The following is a 26,351-nucleotide window of genomic DNA, read 5'->3' as shown; positions in this document are numbered from 1 at the left end:
AGACCCCGTGCACCTTTACTATACCTTTACTATGAACTATGGCACTTGCTGCGCAGGATAGGTGGGAGGCTTTGAACCCAGGCTTTCGGGCTTGGGGGAGCCACCGGTGAGATACCACCCTGCGAGTTCTGTGGTTCTAACCTACTCCCGTGATCCGGGAGAGGGACATAGTAAGGCGGGTAGTTTGACTGGGGCGGTCGCCTCCTAAACTGTAACGGAGGCGCACGAAGCTACGCTCAGGCTGTTTGGAAATCAGCCGTCGAGTGCAAAAGCATAAGCGTGGTTAACTGCGAGTCCTACAAGACGAGCAGATACGAAAGTAGGTTTTAGTGATCCGGTGGTTCTGCATGGAAGGGCCATCGCTCAACGGATAAAAGGTACGCCGGGGATAACAGGCTGATCGGAGCCAAGAGTTCATATCGACGCTCCGGTTTGGCACCTCGATGTCGGTTCATCGCATCCTGGAGCTGTAGAAGGTTCCAAGGGTTAGGCTGTTCGCCTATTAAAGCGGTACGTGAACTGGGTTCAGAACGTCGCGAGACAGTTCGGTCCCTATCTGGTGTGGGCGCAGGAGATTTGAGTGGGCCTGTCCTTAGTACGAGAGGACCGGGATGGACGAACCTCTGGTGTTCCAGTTGTCATGCCAATGGCACGGCTGGGTAGCCAAGTTCGGTCGTGATAAACGCTGAATGCATATAAGCGTGAAGCACTCCACAAGATGAGATCTCCCAACCCGTAAGGGTGATGAAGGGCACTGGAAGACCACCAGTTTGATAGGTTTGAAGTGTAAGACCAGTAATGGTTTCAGCTTACAAATACTAATCGCCCGTTCGGCTTGACCATAAAATTTATTCAGTGCATTGCGGCAGTCAAGCGCCGCGAGTATTAAGTTGTCAGTCTTCAGTTTTCAGAAAAACAGCTAACGCTGAGATTGACCGAGCTTCGAGGCTAGCCTCGAAGCTCACCCAAATCGATTCAGTTGTGAGAGATCTCGCGCCTGTCGCTGAGCAAGCGGCAGCCTGCTGATGGGATGGATCAGCAGTCGCGAAACGAAGTCGGTGATCATACCGCGGGGGTCACACCCGTTCCCATCCCGAACACGGCAGTTAAGCCCCGCCGGGCCGATTGTACTGCACGGGAAACTGTGTGGGAGAGTAGGTCATCGCCGGCACTATTAAAGGCCAACTGTGAATAGCAGTTGGCCTTTTCCTTTTCCGGCGAAAACGGGTTAAAAGCAAAAACACGCACACGGATAACCGCATGGCTCTTGCGCAGCAACCTACTAGTTGCTCAACCGCGCCTAAACCGCGTCCTTCTCCACATGATCCGGCTCCATGGTTTTGGTTCGGCTGTGCTCTACAAAGGACCCAGATTCAACCGGTCAAACGCAACGGCAATCCCGATTTGGGCGCCGATGCTCTCCGTCTCCACTCGCACTACGCGTCCTTCGCAAGAGATCTGAACGTCGCTTCCAATTCCGGGAACGACGAAGTTCACCTGCAGTACCGTCCCTACCTTGGGTTCAAATTCCGCATAGAAAAAAGCGCCGCCAGCGCTAATGTCCCGCAGGTGAGCAGGACGAGGCAGGTGTGAACCTGACTCGCCACAAACCTCTGCCGAGATCGGCAGCTGGACCCGCGTGTAGCGGCGCTCCCGGATTCCGCTTTCCGTGGTCATGGGCAGGACTCACTAGGAAGCAAGACAGACGTGGCAGGACATGGGAAGACCTTGCAGTGCGGTGCGGTCATGATAAAAGTGATTACTTGTCTATGAATAATAGTTAACTTACTAGATATCATAAACCGGAGACTGGGATGCATCTCCCAGCAACATTCCGCAATCAGTGTTATGGGAGGGTCTCGAGATGCGGGATGACGAGAGCTCCAGCCGGAATCGCCTCCGGACAGCAGCAAAGGCACTGTTTGCCCAGCGCGGTTACGAAGCCACGGCGATCTCGGATATCACGCGAGCAGCCCGCACCAGCCACTCCCAGTTCCTGAAGTACTACTCCGGCAAGGAAGAACTGCGACGAGAGATCATCGAGGAAAAGTGGTCGGAGTTGAGCAGATCAGTAATTCTCGCGATCTGCAGCATTCCGTCTGCGACAGAAAAGCTCAAACTCGCACTGAACATGTTCATCAGCCTGCTGGAAAATGACTCGGAATTCCGAACGATTTTGCTGCTTGAGCAGACGGCGATTCGCCGGAGTGGCGGAGTCACTGCGGGAAAAGAATTTCGGGAACTCGTAGCTCTTATTGACGATATTGTGAAGGCGATGAAGGACTCCGGCGAGCTGGAGGCCAAAGTAGATATTCAGGCGCTCCGCTCGGCGCTCATTGGCGCGATTGAAGGCATGATGCGCGATCAGCTCATGGCGGTCTCCGACTTCCCTTCTAAGTATTCCGTTGAGCAGGTGCGCCTCACTCTGGCCACCCTCGTTGATTCAGTTTGCGATTTCCAGAGGCCATTGACGAGGCTGGAACGGCTAGCGACGGACACCGCAGCTGCACTTCCAACCGAAGACGATTGGATCCGTTATTACCTGAAATTAGCGGACAGAGCTCTGGCGCCTACCGATCTCTCATAGACTTTCTTTTTCAACTGCCTAGACACTTGCACGCCAATTCCTTTATCCTCGCGCCTCATGGACCGACGAGAATTCGTTGCCACTGCCGCAATGGCCGCCGCAAGCACCGCTCTTCCACCCATTGCAGAGAGTCAGGATTCTGACCTTCAACCGATCATCACGCAGATTCAGAAGCAACATGATGAAAACGTCCAGCGTCTGCAGACCTGGATTCGCCAGCCTTCTATTGCCGCCGAGAATCGTGGGATGCAGGAAGGCTGCCGGCTGATGATGGACATGCTGCGCGAGGCGGGCTTTGCGCAGGTCGCGCAAGTCCCAACCGAAGGACAACCGGGTGTCTTCGCAATGATGGACAATGGCGCGGCCAAGACGATTGGTCTTTATTTTATGTACGACGTGAAGCAGGTTGATCCTTCGGAGTGGTCTTCCCCGCCATTTGAAGCTGCTTTGGTCGACAAGTCCGGATTTGGGAAAGTTGTTGTTGGACGCGGTGCAGTGAACCAGAAGGGACCAGAGGCAACGTTTCTCGCTGCATTGCATGCGATCAAGGCTGCCGGCCGCAAGCCGCCGGTGAATTTCGTTTTCGTGGGCGAAGGCGAGGAGGAGATTGGCTCCCCTCATTTTCCGCAGATTGTGCGTCGCCCGGATATTCTTGCTGCTTTGAAAAAGTGCACGGGACTCTTCATGCCTTCGGCCTCTCAGAATCCGGATGGCGAGGTCACAATCGATCTCGGCGCCAAGGGCGTGATAGAACTCGAGTTGGTCTCCAGCGGCGAACGCTGGGGACGCGGTCCAAAACAGGACGTGCACTCCAGCCTTAAGGCAATGACCGACAGTCCAGCATGGCACTTGGTGGAGGCGCTCACTACGCTTGTAACACCTGACGGCAATACGCCGGCTATCGCAAACTACATGGACAAGGTGCGGCCGCTCTCCACGACTGAGAAGCAGATGATTGCCGAAGCGGCGCGCCGGGAGGACGAAGCCACACGCAAACGAACGCTTGGCATCAGTCATTGGATCAACGATGTTCCATATCAGCAGGCGCTCGAGATGTTGGCATCACGCCCCACAGTAAACATCGAAGGACTGGTCGGGGGTTACACGGGGCCTGGCGGCAAGACCATCCTGCCGCACAAAGCTGTCGCCAAGCTCGACTGCCGTCTCGTACCGGACATGAGCGCTGCGGAATCATTGCAATTGCTAAAGGCGCACTTGTCCAAGCACGGTTATGGAGATATTGAAGTCAACATGACCGGAGGGTACGATCCCACCAGCACGCCTGCCGATTCGGGAATCATCCGCGCAGCGCAGGCGGTCTACAAGCGATCGGGAATTGATCCCATCATGTTTCCGCGCCTCGCTGGTTCATGGCCGGGATTCGTATTCACCGGCGATCCGTTGCGGTTGCCGGCCGGACATTTCGGTCTCGGACACGGCAGCGGAGCTCATGCTCCGAATGAGTACTATGTGGTTGAGTCGAGTAATCCGAAGGTGCAGGGAATGGACGGGGCTGTCCGGTCGCATGTGCAGTATCTCTACGAACTCGCGAAAACATAAGGAACACGGTAGAGACGCAGCGTACTGCGTCTCTACGTGCTATTCCGATGCGACGGCCTTAAGGAATGTGTAGTAGAACGCAACCCCGTCGTAGAACGACTTCACCGGCAGACGTTCGTCTTTGCCATGCGCACGAACGTCGTTGATTTCAAGCGCAAGCCCGGAGATTCCGAATGTGGGCATGCCTGCCGGCGACGTGTAGACGCCGTCGGACGCTCCGGTTGCCATCGATGGCACAACGGGCGTTCCAGGCCACATCTCCTGGGTCACGAGTTGCAGGGGTTTCATTACTTCCGGCAACAACGGTGGAGGTGGAAAAGATTTTCGTGGAGAGCTCTCAGTCTGAACCTCTCCATCACTTCCCACGCTGTTCACCGTCACTTGGCGATCGTCAAAGATCTTGATCAGCGTCTGCCGCGTCTCCTCAATCGAGTGCCCGGGCAGAATGCGGCAGTTCACGTTAGCGCGAGCCGTTTGTGGCAGCGCGTTGTTGGCATGACCGCCATCGAGACGCGTGGCTACGCAAGTTGTATGCATCAACGAATTGTTGAGTGGATCTTCCGATAAACGGGCAATCGCCTGCTCATCGGGAGGAATAGACAGAAGGGTCTTCATGTCAGCCCCCTTCTGGCCCGTTTCGGTTTTCGCCATCTGCGTGAAGTAAGCACGAGTGACGTCATTTAACTCGAACGGGAAGCCGTATCGTTCAAGTCTCGAGAGAGCATCGGCGATGTGGTAGATGGCGTTATCTGGTGTCGGCAAAGAGCTATGTCCGCCGGGATTGGTCACTTTGAGCTGATAGTCGGAGTAGAGCTTTTCTGTAGCATCCATCTCCATCATTACGGTCTTGCCGTTCTCAAGCTGAATGCCTCCTCCGTCTGGATTCAGCACAAACTCGGCATCGATGAGATCGCGATGATTGTTTACCAGCCATTCCACGCCATTGGACTTTCCGCCTTCTTCATCGGCGGTGAGAGCAAGAATGATGTCTCGCGGGGGTTTGTAATGTTCCCTTTTCAGGCGGATCATTGTGGTGACCAGAATGGCGTCCGCGCCTTTCATGTCCTGCGTGCCGCGGCCGTAGAAGTACCCATCCTGTTCAACCAATTGAAACGGATCCGTGGTCCAATCGCTGCGCCTGGCTTCGACTACATCCAGATGCCCAATCAACAACACGGGCTTTTTTCTGCTGGTTCCGTGCAGTCGCGCGACAAGGTTTTTCTTGCGATCATTCGGGCCAATCACCTGGATATCCGCTGCTGGAAAGCCAGCCGCGCGCAGATGTTGCGCCATGGCCTCCGCCGCGGTGGTTACATTTCCAACCGAGTCTGTCGTATTGATCTCAATGAGTTGCTTGAAGATATCGTGAGAGAGCTGTCGCGTAGCATCGTCGATCTGGGCAGAACATAGAGACGAAACCCACAAGAGTAACAAGACAACAACAGCCGAGGACATTGATCCGGCAGATTTCAATCATCGCTCCTTGAGGTACAGTGCTCGACTCAGAAGTGTAAATGGAGCGAAAGTTCTATTCATCTTTGACCCAGGCGGAGGCCTGACATGACGGGCTTTTGCTAGCAATTACGCAAGCTCGAGCAGGCTATGGCGTTCCACAGGCGTTTCGGCCTCACCACAAGTTGCGGCTGCTAGGAACCGGTTCCTAACCATACTGGTGCCGAGGTGATTTGTACTGCGGCGCCGGCAGACAGAATCGTACGTTGTCCAGCATCATCGATCATTAACGTGGGATTCCAGCCTTGAGGAATGGAAAAAGTGGATGTTCCGTTCTGGTTCCAGACTATGTGGGAAGTGACCGTTCCTTGCGATAGGTTACAGATCCAAGTGCCGCTGGCGTCCGATGAGCATTTCGAAACATCGGAGTTCAACATCCAGCCTCTCACCACGGCGAATGTCTGAGCTGACGGTCGCGTGCTTCCATCAGCGTTCGTTAACTGCAAAGTGGCCCAGTCATGATCGTCCCAGGCATACCAATAGAAGCGGCTGACGCCGATTCCCCAACTCAGGAGGTAAGAACGAGCGAGGTAAGCTGATTCCTGCTCGGGAGTAAAGCTTGCGGGCCAGTGCCAGCCTGTCTCAGTGTTCCACAACGGTTTTCCCGCTTGACCGTACTTCTTAAGGATCGCCTGAACATCCGAAACCATGTAAGTAATGCTCTCGGGCGGATCGGGATTGACATAAAAGTGATATCCGATCACATCGGCGTAGTTACCTCCGCCCAGAGACAAGTAGGAATCAAGCCAGGCTTTTCCAGTGTCGCCGGGTGGACCCGGAGTCACAACGGTGATCGTCGAATCTACCTGCTTCAGGATCTTGTATGCTTCTCCGGCCAGCTCCACCATTTTGGCCGGCGTTCCTGTAAAGAAATTTGGATCGCTCGGTTCGTTCCAGATGTCGTATTCGTGGATCCGTCCTTTGTACCTTGTCGCGACTGTTTGCACGAAGTCGCGCCAGTCTTGGATGTCGAGCGGCTCCGCAGCTTCCCCAGGACCGTAAGGACAAGCCTCATTCGGCCGGGCGGAAGCCCACTGTGGCGAGAATCCCAGAGTCATGAGCACGCTTACGTGCGTTTGCTCCGCGAGCGACATGAAGTTGTCCAATCGGGAAAAGTTCCATTGCCCCCGACTCGGCTCCAGGCTCGGCCAGGTGACCCCCGCATCCCACAGGCGCGTTGCTCCAAACGAGAGAGAAGGCCAATTCTTCGGATCGTGCACATGCATTCCGAAGTACTGCGCAGAGACACCAGACGAAGCAAGCTGAGTAGACGGTGTCGTCTGCGTAGACGGGGATGTCGTTGTGTTGGATTTCTGGGTTTCTCCGCAGCCGATGAAGAAGGCAAGAATCACGAGAAGAATCATTGAGATCAGACGCTGATGTTTGCTCACCTGCTCAGGATGAAGGAAAGTTTCACCCCGAAGAATAGGATGAATCCCTCAGCCGAAGTTACATCTGTACCAGACCCAAAGAGCAAAAAAAATCAGCCACCCACATCGGGGTGGCTGATTCAGGATGTCTCTGCTGAACTGCTATCCGAACAGCATGCTCGATTTCGGCATGATTCCCGCCGTGTCAAAGGTTGTGATTCGAGCGTACTGCATCGTCACCAATGCGATGTATGCCGGGTTCAGCAAGGCATAACGTCGGCACAACCGTTTAGGTTCCATGCAGAGGCGGAAGAACCATTCCATTCCCATTCTCTGCAGCCTCGGCGGAGCCTGGCGCAGCTCTCCGGCGATGAAAGGGAAGGCGGCGCCTACCGCGAGGATCGGCATGCTCACCAGATCGCGGAATTCGTAAGCCCAAGTCTCTTGCCTTGGGCATCCGAGCCCAGCAAAGACAATAGTTGCTCCGGATTCCCGAATCCGTTTGCTCAACTCGGTCGCCTCTTGCTGCGTGAGACGTCGAAACTTTGAAGCCTCCATACCGGCAACTTTCAATTTGGGAAAACGCTTCAGCAGATTGCGTTGCATGCGTTCAAGGACAGGCAGCGTGCTGCCATAAAAAAAGACCGGCGCCTGCTCCCCTGCTGCCCGCTCGCAAACCCGAAGCGTGAGCTCAGGACCGTACACGCGATCTTCCAGTCTGGCGCCATACATCAGGTTCAAGGCCCAGCGCACCGGCTGTCCGTCGGGCACAATCAGGTCAAATCGGTTCAGTCGATAGCGATGTATCGGATCCAAGACGCCCGTCATAATCCCGTGGACGGCGAGTGCGGAGATCGCCGCGCCCCGATGCTCACGCGCTGCATCCAAAACACGGTCGACAGCAGCTTCGTAGTCGACAGCGTCGACCAGAATGCCCAGGAGGTTGTGCTTGCCGCGATCGATCATAAGCTTCCCAAACTAATGACGAGCCTCCGCGTCAAGCCGCGCGCAGAACGGGCACGCGTTCAACGCTCGCTTCGTAAATCTCCTCAAGAATCCGGCGCACGTCGTACTGTTGCTTCCAATTTGGGAAGTGGGAACGGAATCGTGAGCAATCGCTAATCCACCATTGATGATCGCCTTTGCGCGGAGTCTCGACGTATTCCGAATCCAGTTCTTCGCCCGAAATCTGCTGGCACATTTCAATGGCTTCGAGCATGGAGCAATTGCTCAAGCGGCCGCCGCCCATGTTGTAAACCTCTCCGCTGCGAGGAGCGCGATAGAACTCGTCGAAAGCCTGAATCAGATCGGCACTATGAATGTTGTCGCGCACCTGTTTGCCCTTATAGCCGAACACCTTGTATGGATGCCCAGTGACGACGCATTTCATCAGGTAGGAGAGGAATCCATGCAATTGCGCTCCGGAGTGATTGGGTCCAGTGAGGCACCCTCCACGGAAGCAGGCAGTCTTCATTCCAAAATATTTTCCGTATTCCTGGACGAGCATATCTGCTGCGAGTTTGGAAACTCCGAAGAGGCTGTGTAGCGTGTGGTCTACAGACATGGTTTCCGGAATGCCCTCACTGTAAGCGTGCGATGGATCAATCTCCCAGCGCCAATCAAGTTCGATGAGAGGCAGGGAATTGGGCGTGTCTCCATACACTTTGTTTGTGGACATGTAAATGAATACCGCCTCGGGGCAGTAGAGGCGTGTCGCCTCAAGCAGCACGGAAGTTCCGTTTGCGTTCACGGCCAGATCCGTAAATGGATCGGTTGCCGCCCAATCGTGCGAGGGCTGTGCCGCCGCGTGGATAATGAGGTCGATTTCGTTGCCTGCCCTGCGAAAGATCCCGAAGATCTCGTCAGTGTCGCGTATGTCGACTTCGCGATGAATGTAGTTGCGGTACTGACTTTCGAGCCGCTCGCGAACCCATCGCGTTGAAGCCTCGGCGCCGAAGAAGTAGCTGCGCATGTCATTGTCGATGCCAATTACATCCCAGCCCTGAGCGGCGTAATTTGCGGCTGCCTCCGATCCGACCAAGCCGGCAGAGCCGGTGATGACTGCCAGACACATGTGAAGTCTCCTAATTTCCCGAAACGAAAGATGAATTCAAAAACTCTGTTATGCGGCAGCGGGGATAGTGACCGCAGCAGGAGGCCTGCCAGCATTCTGCACGCCCTCGTAGATCTCGATCAGTGCGCGATAATTTGCCTCTGCTGTGTAGCTGCGCTCGAATTCCTGGCGAGCGTTGTGGCCGCTTTGGGCCAGCAACTCCTCATCGCTCCACAGCCTGCGCACCGTGTGCGCGAGGTCATCGGAGTCCATCGGGCGAAATCGCAATCCCGTATGTCCGTGCTGCACCAGCTCCCGCATCGCGCCATGGTCTGATGCGACGACAGGCACTCCACACGCAAAGGCCTCGATGATTCCCATTCCGAAACTCTCGTAGGTGATGCTGGGAAAGACGAGCAGTCGCGCCCGTTGTAGATACTCAAGGGCCTTCATCCGCGGAAGGTTCCCTGTGAACTGCACGTTCAGTTTTTTTTGTCGGCACAATGCTTCGAGTTCGGCGCGCTCCGGGCCATCGCCGACGATCCATAATGGGACATCGCTAAGCTGTTGCCACGCTTTCAGCATCGTTTTCGTTCCCTTTTCCGGAGAAAGACGCCCAACGAAGACGACGTAGTTCTCGCGCCGGCCGATGATTCCCGGATCGGGTTCTACGAAATGTGGCTTGACCGTAATCCGCTCCTCTGGCAATCCGCCTGAAATCAACTTCTCGCGCAAGAAGTGGCTGGGCGCAATGTACCGGTCGATTCCATCAGTCCAGGTTCCGCGTTGCCAGTTATAGGCGATGGTAGAGGTGGCTATGCTGGTGGCAACACGCGAGGAGCGGTAACAACCGTTCGCGATCCCATGCCACCTATTTCCTGCTGCGCACTTTTCGCAAGGTCCGCCGTTGCGGAAGAATGCACTATTGGCACAGAGAAGACGGTAGTTATGTATGGTATGCACCACAGGAATGCGCGCGTCCTTGCAAGCTGAGAAAACAGAAGGTGACATAGCCAGGAAAGTGTTATGCACGTGTACCACGTCAGGAGAGAGTCGACTCAAGAGCTGCGAGAATTCTGAATAAGTTGTACGAGACCAGACGGATGCGGCGGCTCCAAGTACGCGAGGAAGAAGGCTCCTGGATTCCAACTCATCGTTGCTGCGTTCATAGCTGAATACTTCATGCCCGTGTCTTTCCAGCAATGACCTCTCCTGGGCAAAGACCACGTCTTCGCCGCCGGGATAGTGGTAGTAGTTGTGAGCTGTGAGGATTTTCATTTCAGCAGGACTGGCAATCGCTTAGGCGATCTGGGGAAGGCAAAGAGAGTTCGATGGAAGAGTATCTACAGTTCGAACATAACGCACATCGGCGCGACCGCCGACGTACTCCAAAATCTGTTTGAGTTCTCCCCAGAGATCATGTTTCTCGATCTCCCAGGAATGGCCATAGAGGTGCCAGACACCGCCTTCGCGAAGCACACGATCAAAGAGTCGGCAGCCGAGTTCCACCCATGAACTGCAATTCCGAAGTGAAACGCAGTAATCGACCACATCACTAACTCCGCCGCGCCGCAGCAGGTTCCTCATATACGCCGCAGGAGTGTGGCGATATGCCTGGAGTGTCGTCGGAATATGCAAACGGTCAAAGTCAACACGGGTCCAGAGCATGCGAATCGTACGAGCGCCGTCGTACCCTGCGCGCTCAACTTCGCTAACGATCTCCTTGTTATGCCTGCCGATTGGATAGCAGAAGAGACTCACGCGACGACCGATGAGTTGCTCAAGCTCTGATTTGGAGTCCGCGATCTCCCAGCGAAGTTCGCTGCGTGGAACGGCAAGTAGATTACGGTGGAGCATGCCGTGGCTGCCTATCTCGAAGCCGCTGTCGGAAAGACTGCGTAGGTCGCCGGCGCTTAGGCGAGGACGAGTCTGGTTTCGCAGTGGAATAAAGAATGTACCTGTCATTCCGTGCTCGGCGAGCAACTCTGCGATACGAACATCGAGTGGGTGTCCATCGTCCCAGCTAGTAGTGATGAGTGCGGGTCTAAACATGCAGGTGTCGTTTAATAAAATTGATCTGTTGAACCGTTAGAGCTATACAGAGATGGATGCCTCGGGAATAGTTTCATACGCAACTTGTCTATGGCGTCGAGTGAGCAGAATCATCATGCGATAACCGACGCCTATGGTCAGCCAGAACACCGAAGCCGAAAAGGGACTCTCGAGCGTAAGATTCAGCGCTCCGGAGAAACACATCGATAGAAACGCGAGCATGCAGCAATAAAGGAGGAGCGATTCCTGCCCTCCGCTAGAAGTGCGTACGATTCTCCATCCATGTTTGTAGAAATGTCCCAGCAGCAGTAACAAGGGGAAGAGTCCGAGCAATCCCATCTTGTACAAGACAGTGAGATAGGTGTTGTGAGGGCGGGAATCGTAGTCCTCGGCACCGAACAAGAAAGGCACTCCAAATCCTTCGCCGAGCAGGGGATTGCGATAAAAGCGATTCCACGCTTCAGTCCACGCCTGGAAGCGGAAGTCGGCATTAGCGTCATTCTGATAATTGAGAGTGCCGGAAATGAGCTCGGTGCCAGCTTCCTTCACGAACTTGGCACCGTTGTCACTAACCATCAGTACGAGAAGCAAGGCTGCTGACAATACTGAAACGCCTGCCAGCCAGCGCGTGAGTTGAGACAGCCGTATTCGCCGATCGGCAACTCGTGCCGTAAAGAAAAGAACGACCACACAAAGGGCGATGCTGACATATGCCGTTCTCGAATTTGTGAAGACGATCCCGGCAGTCAACAAACCAAGGACGCTGTAAGTGATTCGTGAAGAAGTCTTTGTGCTCAATGCCCAGGGCAATAAGCCAACCACCGCAGCTATAAGGTGCGGAATAGCGTGAAATATGTAGCGGCGTTGTGCAGGGACGACGGCGAACCAGCCTACCGCAGTCACTGAAGACATCGCCGCTCCGTAAATAAAAAACTTACAAAGCCGTCGGATAGATGGCCAGTCGTTAACGACGTACAGGCCGATGAGAAGGAATACCGCGTAGAGCGGAACAGCAAAGTCGCGGAACACCATGAGCGGCTGGTGTCCGGAGATGAGGCTTCTGCAAACCTCCACTGCTCCCAGTGTGAGCAAGAGCCAAACCACTCGATTGGGCCAGAAGTCTAGAGGTATTCGCAAACGTGGGAACAAGAATGTAAAGAAAACCAATGTCGCAAGCACTATGTCTGTAACAAAGAGGGGAACGCCCGGGATATGGATGTAGGCAAAGTCTTTCGCGTATGCAGTAGTGCACATCACAAACCACAGAAGTAAAGCTTCGGACATCCGGGAGCCCACCTGACGCGCATAGTGCAAGGTAAGCGGAAGCAGCAATGCTGCGAAAACGAACGCCGCTTTGTAGGGCACATATTGCAATGGGTTTTGAAACGGCATCGACTCCCAATCCGCGTTTGGAGCTCGGGTAATGCCGTCCACGAGAGCTACCACTGCACCGGTAGTCAGCAGGAGCGCGAGTGATCGCCTCGCCTTGGCGCTACGGTCAGTTCGAATCTGGGAATCAGAGACGTGAAACCTTTCTGGAACTGCGTAGGTTATAGGCAGAACGACTTCTGACATAATTACCTCGAAGCGATCCTAAGACATTCGCCAGAAAGCGTGCGGGTAAGTGAGCTGATCATGAGGCCTGCACATCGCGGAAAGGATGAAATGCACGTGCTTCGCTTGCAAGGAGGCAGTCCTTCGCAGCGATGTTCTCGGAGTCGTTTTCATCATTCCGCCTCATCATCGCCAGCGATGCGATTACGGCCGTTACGTTTGCAAGAATGAAGCTAAACAGGACGCCGTTGACACCCCACCACCAGGTTGCGGGTACTCCGACAATTACATTAACCAGGCCGGAAATCCCGTAGGCGTAGAAGACCGAAGCCGGCGAACGCATAGCGCGCAAGCCGATTACGATCGCCGCTTCGAGCGCATTCAGCGTAGAAGAGACCGCCAGCCAGGGCAGCAGGTGCGTCAGCGAGGAATATTTTCCGGCATACAGCATCTCAAAAATCTGACCGCCAAATAGCAGCGTTACTCCCCAGTACGCGATACATCCGGCGAAAAATAACATGCAAATTTTTACCGTGAAATCTCTAGCGCCTCTGCGGCCGTGTTCAGAGTAGACTCTCGCCGCGAGAGGTAGAAGGAGCAGTCCGAACGCGACGGTGAACCGCTGAAGCGGCAAGGCCAGATTTAGCAGCGCTCGTATTTCGCCGGCTGCCGCCATTCCAGCTGCGCCGGTAAGAACTGCGTAATAGACATTCTGCGGAAGCCACATGGCCACAGCTCCAGCTAACGCCCAACCGCCATAGCGCCAGTGTTCTTTGCACTCCTGGTGAAAACCCGGGTCGCTAGTTTCTCGACGAAACTCTGGGCGCAGCCGCCAAAACATCGCGAGACTTGTCACAAATGCAGCAGCTCCTATCACGACAAAGGCACTGAAGGCGGTCAGCGATCCCAAATGCCTGACGACGATCAAGCCGGCTAACGTCGCGCCTGTGTATACCACTGCGCCAGCGGCAGCCGGACTGGGAATGTGTTCAAGGTAAAAAGCGCGGCGGGCCATCCACAGCAGCATTACGAACGGCGAAGCCAACGTCACACCCCAAAGCGCTCCACTCAATTCTTGCCAGTGCTGAAACCGTTGAACGAACATCGCAGATAAAGCCAGCATCACGGTGATTGCCACGAACATGCTGTTCTGCATATGAAGGAGCGAACCGTAATAGCGCTTTAGCCTCGCGCCCGTGTAGCTCGCTCCAAAGATGCTCATTGGTTCGAGTAAGACTGACTGTTGGAGTTGAGACAGCAATAGAAAGAGGGCAAAGGCGAGAGCAAACGCTCCGTATTCCTTCGGCGACGACCAGCGTGCGAGAAGAACGCTGACGAGGAAATTTGAGCCAGAACTAAATGCCTGATCAATGATGGCAATAGAACCTTTGCCAGCCCAGGTTTTTATTGTGTCGGTCTCGAAATCAAACATCTATAGCAACTTTCGGCCAAAGGAACGTGGCGCATGGCCCGCTTGGTATGGTGAAAGAAACAGAAAGTTAGAGAGTCTTAGGCGGTCTCGACAGAACCGGTCCTTACCGGTGCTCTCTTCCCGATATGGGATGAGAGAGGTAAGCTCCAGCCCGGGCGCATTGAACAGCATCGTCGTATTGCTGAGGCGAGTACGTTCTTTATTCTGGCGAGTACCGGGCGTAGATCGTCGGATGCGAAGTATGCCGTCTCGCGAATTCCTCGGAATGAGGCAAGCCATTGCCGGACGCTTAATTTGCCATCTCGCCAATAGCGGAGCGCCGAATTCAGATCACGGTCTTCCACTAGCCATTTGCGTCCCTCAGGGAGCTGCGTTCGAGGAACGGGTTGTCCGGTCATATCGAGATAGAAAGCACGGGCGACGTCAAGCCCATTGTCTCCGACGAAGAGCCGGAACGTTGCTCCTATTCTGGGATTCACATCCAGAACTTTGTACAGTCCATCGCGAGAGTCGTAGCGATAACCGATATCTAGGATTCCACGATAGCTCAAGGCTTTCATGAAGCGACGAGTTTGTTCATCGACGGCGTCATTGCGCAAGCACACTCCCAGACTGGTGTAGCCAGTATATGCAGGACACTGCCGGATTTTTTTTCCGGTGAAGCCGACCAGGCATTCAGAGTCGGCATTGAAGTAGCCGTTAAACATCCAGATAGTGTCGTCGCCCCCGGGAATATATTCCTGAAGCATAAGATTCGGGGCATCGGGTTCCTCGACCCGGTCATACAACTCGAGCAACTCATCAGCAGAATTAACGATGAACATCTTTTTGCCGGAACGCTCGCATAGCCGCGTTCCATCGATTCCTTTCAACATCACGGGGAACACTGCTGACTTGAGAAACTTCTCCACCTCGGCCCGAGTCTCCGGGAAGTCCGTTTTAGGCGTCGGAATCGCCAGACGCGTGGCCAACACGTGCATTTCCTTTTTACTGCAGAGGGAGTCGACAAGTCCGTCCGGCTGATCCGGGAATCGGAACCACTGACCCAACTCAACCGAGTGCCTCGCCACAAACATCGCCGCATAGTCCGTGGTAGGAACAAGTAACGGGTATCGGCCTACCTGCTTGCTTACGTGCTCCAGATATGCGAGCGATTCAGCTTCAGGTTTTTCATCGATGCCCCATACAAAGCATCCCTGGTTATAGCGTGAATGAAACACTGGGGCTGAGGGTCTGCCCTCGACGGTATACACCGGCACGCCAAGCCTGCCCAAGCTGCGCCCGATACCCAACGCGCAGTATGCGATTGACCGCAGGACCACTACTGGGACCGAGTTGTCTTTGATCGTCATCATGCTTCGACCTGGGAGCTCGCGGGAATCGGGTCCGCCAATGCAGCCGCCGCCGTCGCAGTGCTCTCGTGCGGAGAAGAGAATTTCTTGAAGGCTCGTCTCTGAAGTTCCACGACGTCCTCTGCCAGCCGGACAACAAACGGCAATAGGTCATCGGCTGCGAAGTAGGCGCTCTCTTCAATATCACGAAGAGATCTGAGCCACTCTCCCACTCTCAACTTTCCCGATGTGAAATAGCGCAGTGAAGAGACAAAGTCGAGATCCCCGACAATCCATTTGCGACCGTCGGCTGCTGATGAGTGTGGCACCTGCTGTCCAGTCATATCCAGGTAATACGCGCGAGCGAGGTCGAGACCGTTTGTGGCCTTGAAGAGCGGGAATGACGCTCCCATGCGGGGATTTACGTCCAGTACTTTGTATTCCTGTGTCCGCGGATCGTAGCGGAAGTCGATGTCAACCAAACCGCAATAACCAAGCTCGCTTAGAAAACGGATTGCCGTCTCGCTCACAGCCTGGTTCTGCATGCACACGCCAAGGCAGGCGTAACCGCCAAAAGCTGGACACTGCCGTATCTTCTTCCCTGTGAAGGCTACCAGGCACTCTGAATTCCTGTTGAAGTATCCGTTAAACATCCAGACTGAATCGTCTTCTCCGGCGATGTATTCCTGGAGCATCAAATTTGGACTCTCGGGTTCCTCAATGGAATCGTAAACACTCAGCAGTTCGTCGGCGGAATTCGCGATGAACATCTTCTTGCCGCAACGCGCGAATAATCGAGTGCCATCGATCGCCTTAAGCACAAACGGGAAGTTCGCATTTTCAAGAAAGCTGAGCACCTCTTGCCGGTTCGTCGGGAACAGTGTCTCTGCGGTGGCTACTCCATGCTGCTTAGCCAAAAAATACATTTCTCGCTTGTTGTAAAGCCGACGCAGGAGCTCTGGAGATTGCTCAGGAAAGATGAACCGGCGGTGAAGACGTTCATAGTGTTCCGCCATGAATATCGCGGCATAGTCCGTACTTGGAATGAGCACAGGAGCGGTTCCGATTTTGGCAGCCAGAGCTTCCAGACGCCGCAGAGTCTCTTCGGCTGAGGCAGTCTCGACATCCAGGTTCACCCACCCCCGGCTGTAGCGCGAATGGATTGCCGGAACCCACGGGTCTCCTTCGACCGTGTAAACATCTACTCCTTCTCTTCCGAGGCTGCGGACAAGCGCCAATCCGCCGTGAGCCACAGACTTCAGGATCACAGTCGGCGTTGCTGTCTTCAAAATGAGCATTACGCGACCTTCGCGGGAATTGGAATCGCACTCATGCTAGTAACTGAAACAAGGCTTGTCCCGTCGACTTCGATTACTTCATCACCATCCATGACATACGCCGAGCGCAAATCATCAATATGATTAAGGATGTACTCCAGATCGTGGAGCTGCCCGGTGCGACGCAGGTAGTCGACGCTCTTGCTGGAAATCAGCGCGCTTGCTGGCGCGCCGCTCCATTTTGAGACCATTTCTACCGTTTTGGAATTCTCTGCAACGTATCCGTGTTGGAGCAGGAGTTCGCCGATCCAGGCACAGCACATCTGGTCTTCCTCGCGAAACTCACCCCGACTGCCAGCCCCAATAATGGCAACACGCTCGTGCGTGTCCATGAGTTGATGCGCAGCAGCACGGAAGTTCCGGAGACAGGCTAAGTAGGTCACCGCGGTTGCCTTCGATTCCGCAATCAACTTTGTTCCATTTGAGGACAGCAGCACAATAGGCCGATAGCTGTCTGTACGAGCCTCCAATTCAGCCGGGCTGTTGTTCATTTCGAAGCTAGCTGGAGTTTCGCCGGCGAGTTCACCCATCAGGAGAGCATTAGAAAATCGGCCTGCCAGGCGCTGTGCTTCCGGAAGCGAAGACACTGGAAAGCAACGCCAGCCATTCGCCGCTGCCGTAATGGCTACACTTGTCGCGCGAATAACATCGATCGCAACCACCGTGCACGCGGCGTTACGGTGGAGGCCGTTTTCAGCGAAGCAATCAATGAAGAAACTTGGTTTCATCTCACTTCCAATATGGTCAGAGCACGCTTATAGGGACGGAGATTTTCTTGCGCAAAAGCATCTGAATGCAGCCCACGACGGTAGATTTCAACGCGCAGTAATTCTTCCAGTCGAACATTACAGAGGTGTACTTCACGTCCGAAGTAGTTCAGGAGAGCGAACTGGCTGGCTTTGTTGGGCGCCTCGAACATCAAAATTTCATGGCCAAAAGCATCAACGAAGCGATCGGCATATGCCGGATTGAAGTGTCCGTCCTGGTCGAAGAGTCCCACTCCGCAGGCGCTCTCACGAGCTTCGATTACCAGCTGCAGAGCTCCGGCATCCAGCCAGCGGCGTCCCTGATCGATCAGCGCATCGACGGTCTCCTCGTCGAATGCGCCTGTGTGCTTCTTTCCCAATTCGAATTGAACCTCGAGGGCGAGTTCGTTGGCCCTTCGTACTATCTCTCGCGGACGCAGATCGGGATCTGTAAAACCTTCTCCGCACTCGATCCGAGTCACACCGATATCAGCGCAGAGATCCAAGTATGCCGGCAGTTCACCTTGCGCAACCGCTACCTCGAAAGGGCCGCCGCCGGTAACAGTTGGAACTCCGTGGCGTTTGGCCGCAGCGATTTTGCGACGGGTGGCGCTTTCCGCAGCGATCATCCAACAGGCCATCGAGATTTTCAGGATCGACATCAAATGGGCGCTCTGCTCGAGATGACTCTCAAGCGTCGCCGGATCGTAGCCTGGATCAAACGGGCTGGTGTGTGGCGCAATTTGAGGTACGCCGATCTTCTGTAAATAGTCCTGAGTGCTTTGCATTCTGCTGGAAGAGCGAGTGAGTTGCGAATTCATAAATCTGCTCTCGTTGAAAAGCGGTTTGTGTTCTGGGAAAAGAAGTGCGAACCCTGCTTTTTTAACTCTTGCGTGCGAGAACAACGTACTGTGAACCGCCTCGGCCAATAAAGGAGAACCTGGCCGCCAGATTGGTCAATTTGTGGTGGAGAACGATTCCGATGCGATCTGCGAGTTGATGATCGAAGAAAGTGAACGGCCCATAACCCAACGTCAAACCTTTGATCTTCGCCAGACCAGCCGTCGCCAGCGCTCGATCGAAGGAGGGAAGCGAATACATCCAGGCGTGAGGCTCGCGCAGGGCGCCCAGCCTCCGTAGCAAGCTGCCGATTGCGGACCGCATTGGAGCGTGCAAAGGACAGAATCTAGGATCCAGCCAGTGGCTTAGTCGATTGCGATTATCCGCAGTAATAATGAGATGTCCACCCGTCCGAAGTACGCGACAAATTTCCCTGAGTGCGGAGGCGGGTGAATGCAGCCAAGGGGTTAGACCTATGGCCAGCACAAGATCGAAGGCTGCATCTTTATACCGCAGGCGATGTACATCACCTTCTTCTACGGTGAGTTGTTCTTGTAAACCTTCGGCGAGTGCCAAACGTGAGGTTTGTATACGCATCTCTTCGACCGTGTCGATTGCGCGTACTCGGAAGCCGCGTTTGGCAAGCGATGTGCTAAACAACCCTGCGCCACACCCGATATCCAAAATCTCGCTGCCAATCGGAAGGAATAACTGATCGACCCAACGCAGCACCACATCGCGCCTCTCTCGATAGATCGCCGACTGGACGGAGTCGCCGGTGTAAACATCACTCCAATAGGACGCCAGAAGGGAAAAGTGCGTATCGACCAGATGCTGGGTTGAAGCGAGGTCAGTCATTGAGGTAATGAGCAGCTTCTATTGACCGGTTCCCTTGAGAACGACAGGAATGGTTTGCAGAAGAATCTTGCAATCGAGCCAGAGGCTCCAGTTCTCGATGTACGTCAGATCGAGTGCCATATTGATATCGAACGAGGGATCTCGTCGCGCCTTCACTTGCCACAGCCCAGTAATTCCTGGGCGCACCTGCAGACGGCGCCGATGTTCGAGGTCATAGCGTTCATAGTCGTCGATCGGATGCGGTCGCGGGCCAACCAGGCTCATATCGCCGCGAAACACGTTCCACAGCTGGGGCAGTTCATCGAGGCTGCTCCTGCGCAGCAATCTGCCAATACGCGTGATGCGCGGATCAAAAGACAGCTTGAAGAACGGTCCTGATCTCTGGTTCGCTGCTCGAAGCTCCTCTTTCATCGCATCTGCATTGGAGATCATGGTGCGCAGCTTCCAGCAGCAAAACTTGCGTCCTTTTCTTCCAATCCGGTTTGCGCGATAGAAAGCCGGCCCCGGAGAATCCAGCTTCACGAGCAATGCCAGAGCGGCGATAAGAGGAATCACGATCGGCGCAGCGCAGATCGATAACACGACGTCCAGAGTTCGTTTCATACAGAGCGCAACTGCAGGAATCGGCTCGCGATGCAGTGAGAAGACCGGCAATTCTCCCAGGAGCTCGACTTGCGGTTGCACCATCGCCGGCTGCCAGAATTCCGGAAGTACTTTCACGTTCCAGTGGTTCAGGCGCGCCTGTTCGGTGAGTTTCCAGACAAGTGCTCCATCATAAGGCGGGGCAATAAAGATGTCGTCGATGTACTCCGCCCGCGCTATATCTGCCAGCTGAGCCACGGTTCCTGCGACCCGAATACCATTCGAATGGGCCCGGTCGTCGAGAAAACCACGCACAACAAAACCCCAATGTGGATTCGCCGATATCGAACGCTCCAAGGCAGTGCCGGAAGCACTTGCGCCGACGATCAACACGTTGCGCATCTTGCCTGCTTCAATGCGATGGCTGGCGGTGTGCCGATCCCATGCTCGCCAGGCGGCGAAGGCGCCAACGTTCATTGCTCCCATGCAGCCGATGGCTGCCAATGACAGCGGCTGGCCAGCCAACAGAACGAAGGCTGCAAATAAGATTGACGCTAAACCGACGGACTTTGCGATGGCGAGCGTCTCTCCGGTGTTCCACCTGCGCAGCCGATATAAACCCAGGCTGTGAGCAGAGAGAATTGTTAAAGCCGCATAGAGCATCAGCAGTGCGCGCAGTTGATTGGTTAATGAAAAGCGAATGCCACTACTGCCGGCGCTGATATGGAAGATGATGGACGCGCTGAGTGCAGCCAGCAGCAGATCAGTGGCAATCGGCAAAAACCCGGTATTGCTTCCAGAAACTTGCCACCAGCGACGTTCGCTGTCCGCTCGATTGTTCGGAGCTACCAGAGATAATCCTGGGTTCATCTTCGGATGCTCCAGCGGAATGGGCGCAGAGGTTGTTGCTGACACCTCAGGGATTAGAGCAAGCGAATCGGGAGCGCCGTTGGGAATAGTTGCCATTTTTGGTGAACTTTTCCTGGTTTGCAGGAAACTGCCGGGAGGTCTTCAGGTGTTAGATGGGCTCTACGTCGTAATCTTCGGCTCGGATGGCAATGGAACGCTGAATCGGATCAGCGGAGATTACCAGAGTCCGGTTTGATTTTACTTCAGTCAGGATTCCTTCGAGACCATCGAGACAACCGCCGCGTACGCGCACACGTTGACCGGCACGAAGAAACGGGTGTTCCCAATATGGGACATTTTTAACGAGGAGCAGGCGAAGACTCGCGATTTGTTCTTTCGGAACAGACAAAGGCTCGCTGCCGGAACTGACAATGCGCACGATCCCCGGGGTCCGAAGTACTCTCACAAAGTGTTCGGAAGAACAGGGAACATACACGAACGTGTAACAAGGAAACAGGGGGAACTCTACTCTCTTCTTGCGATCGCTCCATCGTTGTACTTTGGTGACCACCGGCAAGAAGGTCTCGATATTTTTGCCACGCAACAGAGTGTCCACTTTTTTCTCGTGCTGGGCGCGCGTGTGGACGGCAAACCAGGAACCTTCCGGCTCGCAGTTGTTTACCGCAAGCGGTGGCAATTCGATTTGCGTCTGTGCGGACATAGCTTCGCCCTGTGAGTCACATCCTCGTGACCGGAAAAAAGCAAATTAACTTTCGATCGAGCCAGTACTACACAGCCGATTACGGCTGCCGTTGGGCACTACAGCCAGCTATAAATCGCGCTTGGCACCGGGAACGTGCGTTGGTTCAGTACGGCTCCCAGCACTCGAATGCCGGTTCCGGCAAAGTCTCCAACAATCTTGCTTGCTGTCGCGCGGCGGCTCACGTTGGCTTTCAGCACCAACGCCACGCCGTCAGCAATCGCGCCAAGTACCAGGGAATCCGTATACAGCGACGCCGCCGGAGAATCGATCAGCACATAGTCAAAGTTCTGGCGTAGTTCACTGATGTATCCTGCCAGCCTGTCTGACGCCAGCAATGTGTGCGCATCCGGTACTTCTGTTCCGGCTGTGATCAACCAAAGCCTTTCCTTGTCCAGCGGCCGCGCGTAACTTTTGATAGTGCCCGCCTCCAGTAATGCATCCACGAGCCCTGCCTGATTTTCAATTCCGAGCGCTTGGTGCAAAGCGGGATGTCGCAGGTTTGCGTCGACGAGACAAACCGAACTCGTGGTCTTACTGGCGAGCAGTTCTCCGGCACGCGCACAGAGACATGTCGCTCCGCTGCCGGCATCCAGCGCTGTGAACACCACAACTCGCGGGCTAGGCTGGGCGTCAAGGAAGAGGCGATGCACGAGTCTCTCCTCTTCAAGTTCCCTGGCCGTCGCCAAATCGGCGGTCCGCTCCAGCGGTATCAACCGCGCCTTCTCGCCGACGGTCTCATGCGGCGGAGGAATCGGCGGCATGTTGGGATACACCTCCGATTGCGGTGAACCATTCAGTTGGTGCAAGAGCTCGAAATTCCTGCTCATACGTTCGCTCCTTCAGTCCTGTAGCCGCTCGATCCCGCCGCCTGTTTCGCAATCGCTTGGAGCGAAGTTTGGCTGGGAAGCGGGGAGTCAGGATTCGCTTTTGGAACAGGAGAGGGATCCTTGGCGATCTCAAAACCTGAGAGCCGAACCAGAAAGGCGGAGATTCCTCTTAATTGCCTGCCAACCTCGCGTCCAGCGGTCCGCAATCGAGCGCTCCTTGCTCGCAGTCTCCTCCTCGCGACCGTCAACAGCGGCGGCGGCGCGGGCTGGCGGCGCGGAATAGCCCGAGGCGCTGTCCGGACCGGCAACTTGCCGGTATGGACGGTGTAGCTGGGCACGGCCGGCGAACGAAGGTCGCGGATTCCCAGACTCTCAGGAGCCACCGAGCGTGTACTCGTCGCTGCGGCTTCCCCAGCCATCCAATGTGTCGAGGTCCGAAGCGCAACCGCGGCCCGCGATTCAAGTGGAAATACCGGAAGTTCAATTGGAGTTGCGACGTTGCCCTCAGCTGCTGTGCTGTCGGCGGACAGATCAAGTATTTCGAGATCCTGCGCGACTTCATGTACGAGATCGGCGTCCACTGTGGGCTTCTTGATTGCGAAGGCCAGCGAGAGCGCGTTGAAACAATAGTTGTTGATGATGCGGGGAATTCCGCGGCTTCGAGCAGCAATCAGGCCCACTGCCTCGGGTGAAAACAGCGCCGGACCCATATATCCGGCAACCTGCAACCGGCGAGCAATGTAAGTCGCGACATCTTTTGCCGGCAACGGTTTGATCTGAATGATCATCGACAGGCGTTGGCGCAGTTGTACTAATTCGGGACTCCCGATTTTCTGCGATAGCTGCGGCTGCCCAGCCAGAATGATTTGCATGAGTTTGCGGCTGGGACACTCAAAGTCCGACAGCAGACGTACTGTTTCCAAGACAGATGTATCAAGGTTCTGAGCCTCGTCCACGATCACCACGACTCGACGTCCAGCCCGCGCCTCATTAAGCAACTCGCCCTTTAACTGCTCGTGCATCTGGATCGGATCACGCGTTTCCACTTTCAATCCAAGATCAGTCAGCAGATAGCCAAGCAGCTCGCGGGAATCGCATTGTGTTTGGAAAAGAAACGCCGTGCGGACGCCGCTTCCGAGCTGCTCGAGGAGATTAAAGAGCAGCATGGTCTTTCCCATTCCGGGCTGAGCTACCATGGCCATGAAAGCTCGTTCTGACTGAATCCCGTAGAGCAGGGACGCCATGGCTTCACGATGCGTGTCCGACGGATAGAAGAAGCGTGGATCAGGGGTCACGCCGAACGGCTGTTCGCGGAGACGGAAGTACTCGAGCAGCATCACGCCACCTCCTGTCCGGGCTCAAAGTTCGCCGGCAGAGCCGTTTCCAGGCTGAGAGGAGGACAGTAGGGAACCGCGGCGATGACGGGCAGGCGAAGCTCGCGGCTGATTTCGTCCGGCGTTCGGAAGCTGTCGTCGAAGTACTCGGCCCCGAAGGTGGCGCCCCCGGCAACGAGTAGCGCGAAAAGGGTTCCGACCAGCAAATACCAGCCTCCGGAACGCGCGGGAAGCGCCGGCACGAGTGGTTCTTGCGCGATCGCCACATTGAGGATGCGGCGGCGGTCCAGCGCGTCCGTGATACGCGATTCCTCGCGTTTTCTGAGATACAGCAAGTAGTTCTGCTCGGCGGCCTTCGTGGATCGCAGCAGGTCCTGTTGCACGATGCCTTTGTCGTTGAGCGATCGCGCTCTCGATTGGAAATTGGCGACCGAGGTCCGCTGCTCTTCTTCGCGTGCGCGCAAACCGCTGAGGTCGGCATTCGCTTTTGCCAGCTCTCCCCGCACCCATGCTTCGGTAGGATTCTGATCCGTCGTCTCTTCCCGGACCGGGCGGGCGTTCTCCGCATCGATGGCGGTTTGTGTTTCCGCAATTTGGCGATCGACCTCCTGGACCAACGGATAAGTGGGTTGAAACTTCGTCAGCAACTCGGTCCTCTTCAGTTGTAGGTTCAGCAAAGTGCTTTTGAGTTGCTGCATGAGCTGCGGATTGTCCCCCTGGCGCAGCTGCGTCGTAATCCTTGCCGGCATAGATCTTTGTAAACGCTTGAGAGCGTCGAGTCTGTCTTCAGTCTCGCCGATCGCAGCTCGCGTCTGTTCGAACGACAGGTTGAGTTCCGAGAGTTTTTCGAGGGCATTGTCGCGTTCCGTTTCGGGCGCAACTACCTGCTGTGAGCGGTTGAACTCCTGTAATTTCTCCTCCGCTTCCGTCAACTCTTTTTTAGCCTGCTCTGTTTGCTGCGCGAAAAACAGGTACTGGCCTCCCGGGCGCATGACTTGTGTGTGCTTCTCTAAATAAAGGTTCGCTAGAGAACTCAGGACGTCCGCCGCCTTCTTCGCGTTGCTGGACGAAAGCGTAACGTTGACGATGTTGGTCTTGCGCACAGCTTCAACCTGCAAGTGCGAACGAAGCTGGCGTACAGCAATCGCGATTTTTCGTTCCTGATCATTCTTGTGAAACCAGGAGGAGCCGACCGATTGCTCCAGATGGTTTGCCAGCACGACCTGGCGCAACAGGTCTTCACTGGTGAGGAGCTCCACCTCGGAGTTCATCTCTTGCTCTGTGATCTCGGGGCTGGCGATCTGAATCTGGCTTGTACTCTGATCGCCGCTGATGACCGGATCGACACGTTCACGCTTCACCAGAAATTTCATTTCCGCGTGATAGCTGGGCAAGATCAGCGCCGCCAGCACTGCCCCAAAAAACATGCCGAGGAAGCAGAGCGTCGCCACGCGACGATGACGGAAAAAGATGATGGCTACTTCGCGCGGGGTGTAAGACCGCAGTTCGTCACTCTTCGTGCTCAATACAATGGCTTCTGGCATAGCGCGTTCCTTCACGGGATCGGCGAGTACATGCTGAGACCCGCCGTGGGAATGAATTTGCGAATCTTTGAGACACGATTCTGCGGAACAAAAATCATGTCGCCAGATTGCAGGTGAATGTCCTCGGCCAGCATTTTTTGGTTCAGCATCTTCTTCACGTCAATCACCTTCGCCTGTGCCCACTCCTGAGACACCCTCCGGAACAGCAGCACCTGCGAATGCTTTGACTCCTCTGTTAGTCCGCCCGCCTGCTCGATTGCCTCTACCAGGGTTACGTCACCGCGAATCTCATATTTCCCCGGATGTCCAAGCATTCCACCTGCGGTGAAATACGGCTTCTCAAAGTCCTTAAGCAGAACCGTAATGATCGGAGCATTGAGAAAACGGCTGTAGGCCTGCTTCACTGCATCCGTGAATTCCGGAACGGAACTGCCGGCAACGTGAAGATCGCCTACCTGCTTTAGGGTCACGAATCCGTCTGGTTGAACGGGTATCTCCTGGTTCAGTTCAGGACTTAGCTCGAAGCTGACGTTTAGTACATCGCCGGGCCGCAACTTGTACCGGGGGTTCCGTTCGGATAACTGCGCTGGTGCGGCTGCATTCGCAGGTAGCGAAATGGGCTGTTGGGACGGCACCGTCTGAGATTGCATGGCAGATGGCAGCAGCAAGAGCATGGCCACTACGAGTTTTTTCATGAGCCCTCCGAAGTCTCGTCAGCTTCCTTGTTGGTATGTGCGTACGCCAGCCGGTGCTCAGAGATAAATCTGACCCAGTCCTGCTGGTCCGCTTGGTCAGTCAGCAGGAATGGAGATCCGTAGATCACGAATCCTCCCGGACGATCTTCAACCCCCGATGCCAGCGTTCTCACCACCGGGCCTGCCGCGCGCAACTTGCGGACTGCTTCATGAGTGTGAGACTGGGGCAGCATCACCTCGCACCAGACCTGAGTGGCTAATGGCGGACACTGACTTGTGACCACAAACATGCCGCCGACCGAGATGTCCCAGGCGAAGCCAGCTCCAAGTTCGCAATCTCCCTTCGGGCGCCGCCACATGTAGGTGACCGGTAGATCGAGTCGATACCGTTCGAACTTCCTTATCTCCACAAAATCCGCCGATCCGATGGCTCCGGGGTGGCGCTCCCATTGCTCACCTGGTTACGTGCCTGGAAACTTCGATGGCAACGTGTGTAACGGCAGCTAGATTCGAAAATCTTGATCC

23 protein-coding genes and 2 rRNA genes are annotated in these 26,351 nt (G+C 55.1%); 4 read left to right on the top strand and 21 right to left on the bottom strand.

The annotated features are described in order from the left end of the window. Positions 1–847, top strand: a 23S ribosomal RNA gene (locus DMG62_09580); the annotation flags it as partial. Between the two features lie 207 nt (positions 848–1,054). Further along, positions 1,055–1,171 (top strand): 5S ribosomal RNA (gene rrf / locus DMG62_09575). A gap of 185 nt (positions 1,172–1,356) precedes the next feature. Here the strand turns inward: rrf and DMG62_09570 are convergent. Continuing rightward, the gene (locus tag DMG62_09570; GenBank protein PYY23327.1) at positions 1,357–1,677 is read right to left on the bottom strand and encodes a hypothetical protein; all 321 of its coding nucleotides are present in this window, start codon (positions 1,675–1,677) and stop codon (positions 1,357–1,359) included. Positions 1,678–1,864: 187 nt separating this feature from the next. On the opposite strand from DMG62_09570, the gene DMG62_09565 reads away from it, so the two are divergent. Beyond that, entirely contained in the window at positions 1,865–2,587 is a 723-nt protein-coding gene (locus DMG62_09565; protein PYY23326.1) for a hypothetical protein, read from the top strand. Between the two features lie 57 nt (positions 2,588–2,644). Then, positions 2,645–4,147 (top strand): twin-arginine translocation pathway signal protein, encoded by a 1,503-nt coding sequence (locus DMG62_09560; GenBank protein ID PYY23325.1) that lies wholly within the window; start codon positions 2,645–2,647, stop codon positions 4,145–4,147. Between the two features lie 39 nt (positions 4,148–4,186). On the opposite strand, the gene DMG62_09555 is transcribed toward DMG62_09560, so the two are convergent. The 20 genes from DMG62_09555 to DMG62_09460 form a co-directional block, all read right to left on the bottom strand. Further along, entirely contained in the window at positions 4,187–5,602 is a 1,416-nt protein-coding gene (locus DMG62_09555) for a peptidase M20 (GenBank protein PYY23324.1), read from the bottom strand. 191 nt (positions 5,603–5,793) lie between these two features. Next, positions 5,794–7,050, bottom strand: coding sequence for a hypothetical protein (locus DMG62_09550; GenBank protein PYY23323.1), 1,257 nt, complete (start codon positions 7,048–7,050; stop codon positions 5,794–5,796). A gap of 141 nt (positions 7,051–7,191) precedes the next feature. Next, entirely contained in the window at positions 7,192–7,995 is an 804-nt protein-coding gene (locus tag DMG62_09545) for a glycosyltransferase (protein PYY23322.1), read from the bottom strand. A 31-nt stretch (positions 7,996–8,026) separates the two neighbouring features. Next, complete coding sequence (locus DMG62_09540; GenBank protein ID PYY23321.1) at positions 8,027–9,103, bottom strand: NAD-dependent epimerase; 1,077 nt, start codon at positions 9,101–9,103, stop codon at positions 8,027–8,029. Between the two features lie 48 nt (positions 9,104–9,151). Continuing rightward, positions 9,152–10,360, bottom strand: coding sequence for a glycosyl transferase family 1 (locus DMG62_09535; GenBank protein ID PYY23320.1), 1,209 nt, complete (start codon positions 10,358–10,360; stop codon positions 9,152–9,154). Between the two features lie 21 nt (positions 10,361–10,381). Continuing rightward, positions 10,382–11,134, bottom strand: coding sequence for a hypothetical protein (locus DMG62_09530; GenBank protein PYY23319.1), 753 nt, complete (start codon positions 11,132–11,134; stop codon positions 10,382–10,384). A gap of 42 nt (positions 11,135–11,176) precedes the next feature. After that, entirely contained in the window at positions 11,177–12,709 is a 1,533-nt protein-coding gene (locus DMG62_09525; protein ID PYY23318.1) for a hypothetical protein, read from the bottom strand. A gap of 58 nt (positions 12,710–12,767) precedes the next feature. After that, positions 12,768–14,120, bottom strand: a complete 1,353-nt coding sequence (locus tag DMG62_09520; protein PYY23317.1) for a hypothetical protein — start codon at positions 14,118–14,120, stop codon at positions 12,768–12,770. Between the two features lie 77 nt (positions 14,121–14,197). Further along, positions 14,198–15,475 (bottom strand): carboxylate--amine ligase, encoded by a 1,278-nt coding sequence (locus DMG62_09515; protein PYY23316.1) that lies wholly within the window; start codon positions 15,473–15,475, stop codon positions 14,198–14,200. Next, the gene (locus tag DMG62_09510) at positions 15,472–16,749 is read right to left on the bottom strand and encodes a carboxylate--amine ligase (GenBank protein ID PYY23315.1); all 1,278 of its coding nucleotides are present in this window, start codon (positions 16,747–16,749) and stop codon (positions 15,472–15,474) included. Before DMG62_09510 ends, DMG62_09515 begins: the two co-directional genes overlap by 4 nt. Continuing rightward, positions 16,749–17,516 (bottom strand): 2-phosphosulfolactate phosphatase, encoded by a 768-nt coding sequence (locus DMG62_09505; GenBank protein ID PYY23314.1) that lies wholly within the window; start codon positions 17,514–17,516, stop codon positions 16,749–16,751. The genes DMG62_09510 and DMG62_09505 overlap by 1 nt, the downstream gene beginning before the upstream one ends. Then, positions 17,513–18,355: a hypothetical protein gene (locus DMG62_09500; protein PYY23313.1), complete on the bottom strand. Its 843-nt coding sequence runs from the start codon at positions 18,353–18,355 to the stop codon at positions 17,513–17,515. The genes DMG62_09505 and DMG62_09500 overlap by 4 nt, the downstream gene beginning before the upstream one ends. Before the next feature lie 61 nt (positions 18,356–18,416). Further along, positions 18,417–19,232 (bottom strand): hypothetical protein, encoded by an 816-nt coding sequence (locus tag DMG62_09495; protein ID PYY23312.1) that lies wholly within the window; start codon positions 19,230–19,232, stop codon positions 18,417–18,419. Between the two features lie 18 nt (positions 19,233–19,250). Next, complete coding sequence (locus DMG62_09490; protein PYY23311.1) at positions 19,251–20,780, bottom strand: sugar transferase; 1,530 nt, start codon at positions 20,778–20,780, stop codon at positions 19,251–19,253. Positions 20,781–20,832: 52 nt separating this feature from the next. Beyond that, complete coding sequence (locus tag DMG62_09485) at positions 20,833–21,384, bottom strand: hypothetical protein (protein PYY23310.1); 552 nt, start codon at positions 21,382–21,384, stop codon at positions 20,833–20,835. Positions 21,385–21,482: 98 nt separating this feature from the next. Further along, positions 21,483–22,253 (bottom strand): hypothetical protein, encoded by a 771-nt coding sequence (locus DMG62_09480; GenBank protein PYY23309.1) that lies wholly within the window; start codon positions 22,251–22,253, stop codon positions 21,483–21,485. After that, complete coding sequence (locus DMG62_09475) at positions 22,250–23,590, bottom strand: hypothetical protein (protein ID PYY23308.1); 1,341 nt, start codon at positions 23,588–23,590, stop codon at positions 22,250–22,252. The genes DMG62_09480 and DMG62_09475 overlap by 4 nt, the downstream gene beginning before the upstream one ends. Further along, positions 23,590–25,131, bottom strand: coding sequence for a hypothetical protein (locus DMG62_09470; protein ID PYY23307.1), 1,542 nt, complete (start codon positions 25,129–25,131; stop codon positions 23,590–23,592). The genes DMG62_09475 and DMG62_09470 overlap by 1 nt, the downstream gene beginning before the upstream one ends. Positions 25,132–25,142: 11 nt before the next feature. Then, positions 25,143–25,826 (bottom strand): hypothetical protein, encoded by a 684-nt coding sequence (locus DMG62_09465; GenBank protein PYY23306.1) that lies wholly within the window; start codon positions 25,824–25,826, stop codon positions 25,143–25,145. Continuing rightward, on the bottom strand, positions 25,823–26,236 hold the full coding sequence (locus tag DMG62_09460) for a hypothetical protein (GenBank protein ID PYY23305.1): 414 nt from the start codon (positions 26,234–26,236) through the stop codon (positions 25,823–25,825). The genes DMG62_09465 and DMG62_09460 overlap by 4 nt, the downstream gene beginning before the upstream one ends. Positions 26,237–26,351 lie beyond the last annotated feature (115 nt).

It is taken from the genome of Acidobacteriota bacterium, from assembly GCA_003225175.1.
Taxonomy (GTDB): Bacteria; Acidobacteriota; Terriglobia; order Terriglobales; family Acidobacteriaceae; genus Gp1-AA112.
This window is presented reverse-complemented; position numbering and strand designations above follow the sequence as displayed.

Bases quoted from the DNA above. Each gene is read 5' to 3' on its own strand.
- DMG62_09570 (PYY23327.1), bottom strand. From the start codon at position 1,677: ATGACCACGGAAAGCGGAATCCGGGAGCGCCGCTACACGCGGGTCCAG.
- DMG62_09565 (PYY23326.1), top strand. From the start codon at position 1,865: ATGCGGGATGACGAGAGCTCCAGCCGGAATCGCCTCCGGACAGCAGCA.
- DMG62_09560 (PYY23325.1), top strand. From the start codon at position 2,645: ATGGACCGACGAGAATTCGTTGCCACTGCCGCAATGGCCGCCGCAAGC.
- DMG62_09555 (PYY23324.1), bottom strand. From the start codon at position 5,602: ATGTCCTCGGCTGTTGTTGTCTTGTTACTCTTGTGGGTTTCGTCTCTA.
- DMG62_09545 (PYY23322.1), bottom strand. From the start codon at position 7,995: ATGATCGATCGCGGCAAGCACAACCTCCTGGGCATTCTGGTCGACGCT.
- DMG62_09540 (PYY23321.1), bottom strand. From the start codon at position 9,103: ATGTGTCTGGCAGTCATCACCGGCTCTGCCGGCTTGGTCGGATCGGAG.
- DMG62_09535 (PYY23320.1), bottom strand. From the start codon at position 10,360: ATGAAAATCCTCACAGCTCACAACTACTACCACTATCCCGGCGGCGAA.
- DMG62_09530 (PYY23319.1), bottom strand. From the start codon at position 11,134: ATGTTTAGACCCGCACTCATCACTACTAGCTGGGACGATGGACACCCA.
- DMG62_09525 (PYY23318.1), bottom strand. From the start codon at position 12,709: ATGTCAGAAGTCGTTCTGCCTATAACCTACGCAGTTCCAGAAAGGTTT.
- DMG62_09520 (PYY23317.1), bottom strand. From the start codon at position 14,120: ATGTTTGATTTCGAGACCGACACAATAAAAACCTGGGCTGGCAAAGGT.
- DMG62_09515 (PYY23316.1), bottom strand. From the start codon at position 15,475: ATGATGACGATCAAAGACAACTCGGTCCCAGTAGTGGTCCTGCGGTCA.
- DMG62_09510 (PYY23315.1), bottom strand. From the start codon at position 16,749: ATGCTCATTTTGAAGACAGCAACGCCGACTGTGATCCTGAAGTCTGTG.
- DMG62_09505 (PYY23314.1), bottom strand. From the start codon at position 17,516: ATGAAACCAAGTTTCTTCATTGATTGCTTCGCTGAAAACGGCCTCCAC.
- DMG62_09500 (PYY23313.1), bottom strand. From the start codon at position 18,355: ATGAATTCGCAACTCACTCGCTCTTCCAGCAGAATGCAAAGCACTCAG.
- DMG62_09495 (PYY23312.1), bottom strand. From the start codon at position 19,232: ATGACTGACCTCGCTTCAACCCAGCATCTGGTCGATACGCACTTTTCC.
- DMG62_09490 (PYY23311.1), bottom strand. From the start codon at position 20,780: ATGGCAACTATTCCCAACGGCGCTCCCGATTCGCTTGCTCTAATCCCT.
- DMG62_09485 (PYY23310.1), bottom strand. From the start codon at position 21,384: ATGTCCGCACAGACGCAAATCGAATTGCCACCGCTTGCGGTAAACAAC.
- DMG62_09480 (PYY23309.1), bottom strand. From the start codon at position 22,253: ATGAGCAGGAATTTCGAGCTCTTGCACCAACTGAATGGTTCACCGCAA.
- DMG62_09475 (PYY23308.1), bottom strand. From the start codon at position 23,590: ATGCTGCTCGAGTACTTCCGTCTCCGCGAACAGCCGTTCGGCGTGACC.
- DMG62_09470 (PYY23307.1), bottom strand. From the start codon at position 25,131: ATGCCAGAAGCCATTGTATTGAGCACGAAGAGTGACGAACTGCGGTCT.
- DMG62_09465 (PYY23306.1), bottom strand. From the start codon at position 25,826: ATGAAAAAACTCGTAGTGGCCATGCTCTTGCTGCTGCCATCTGCCATG.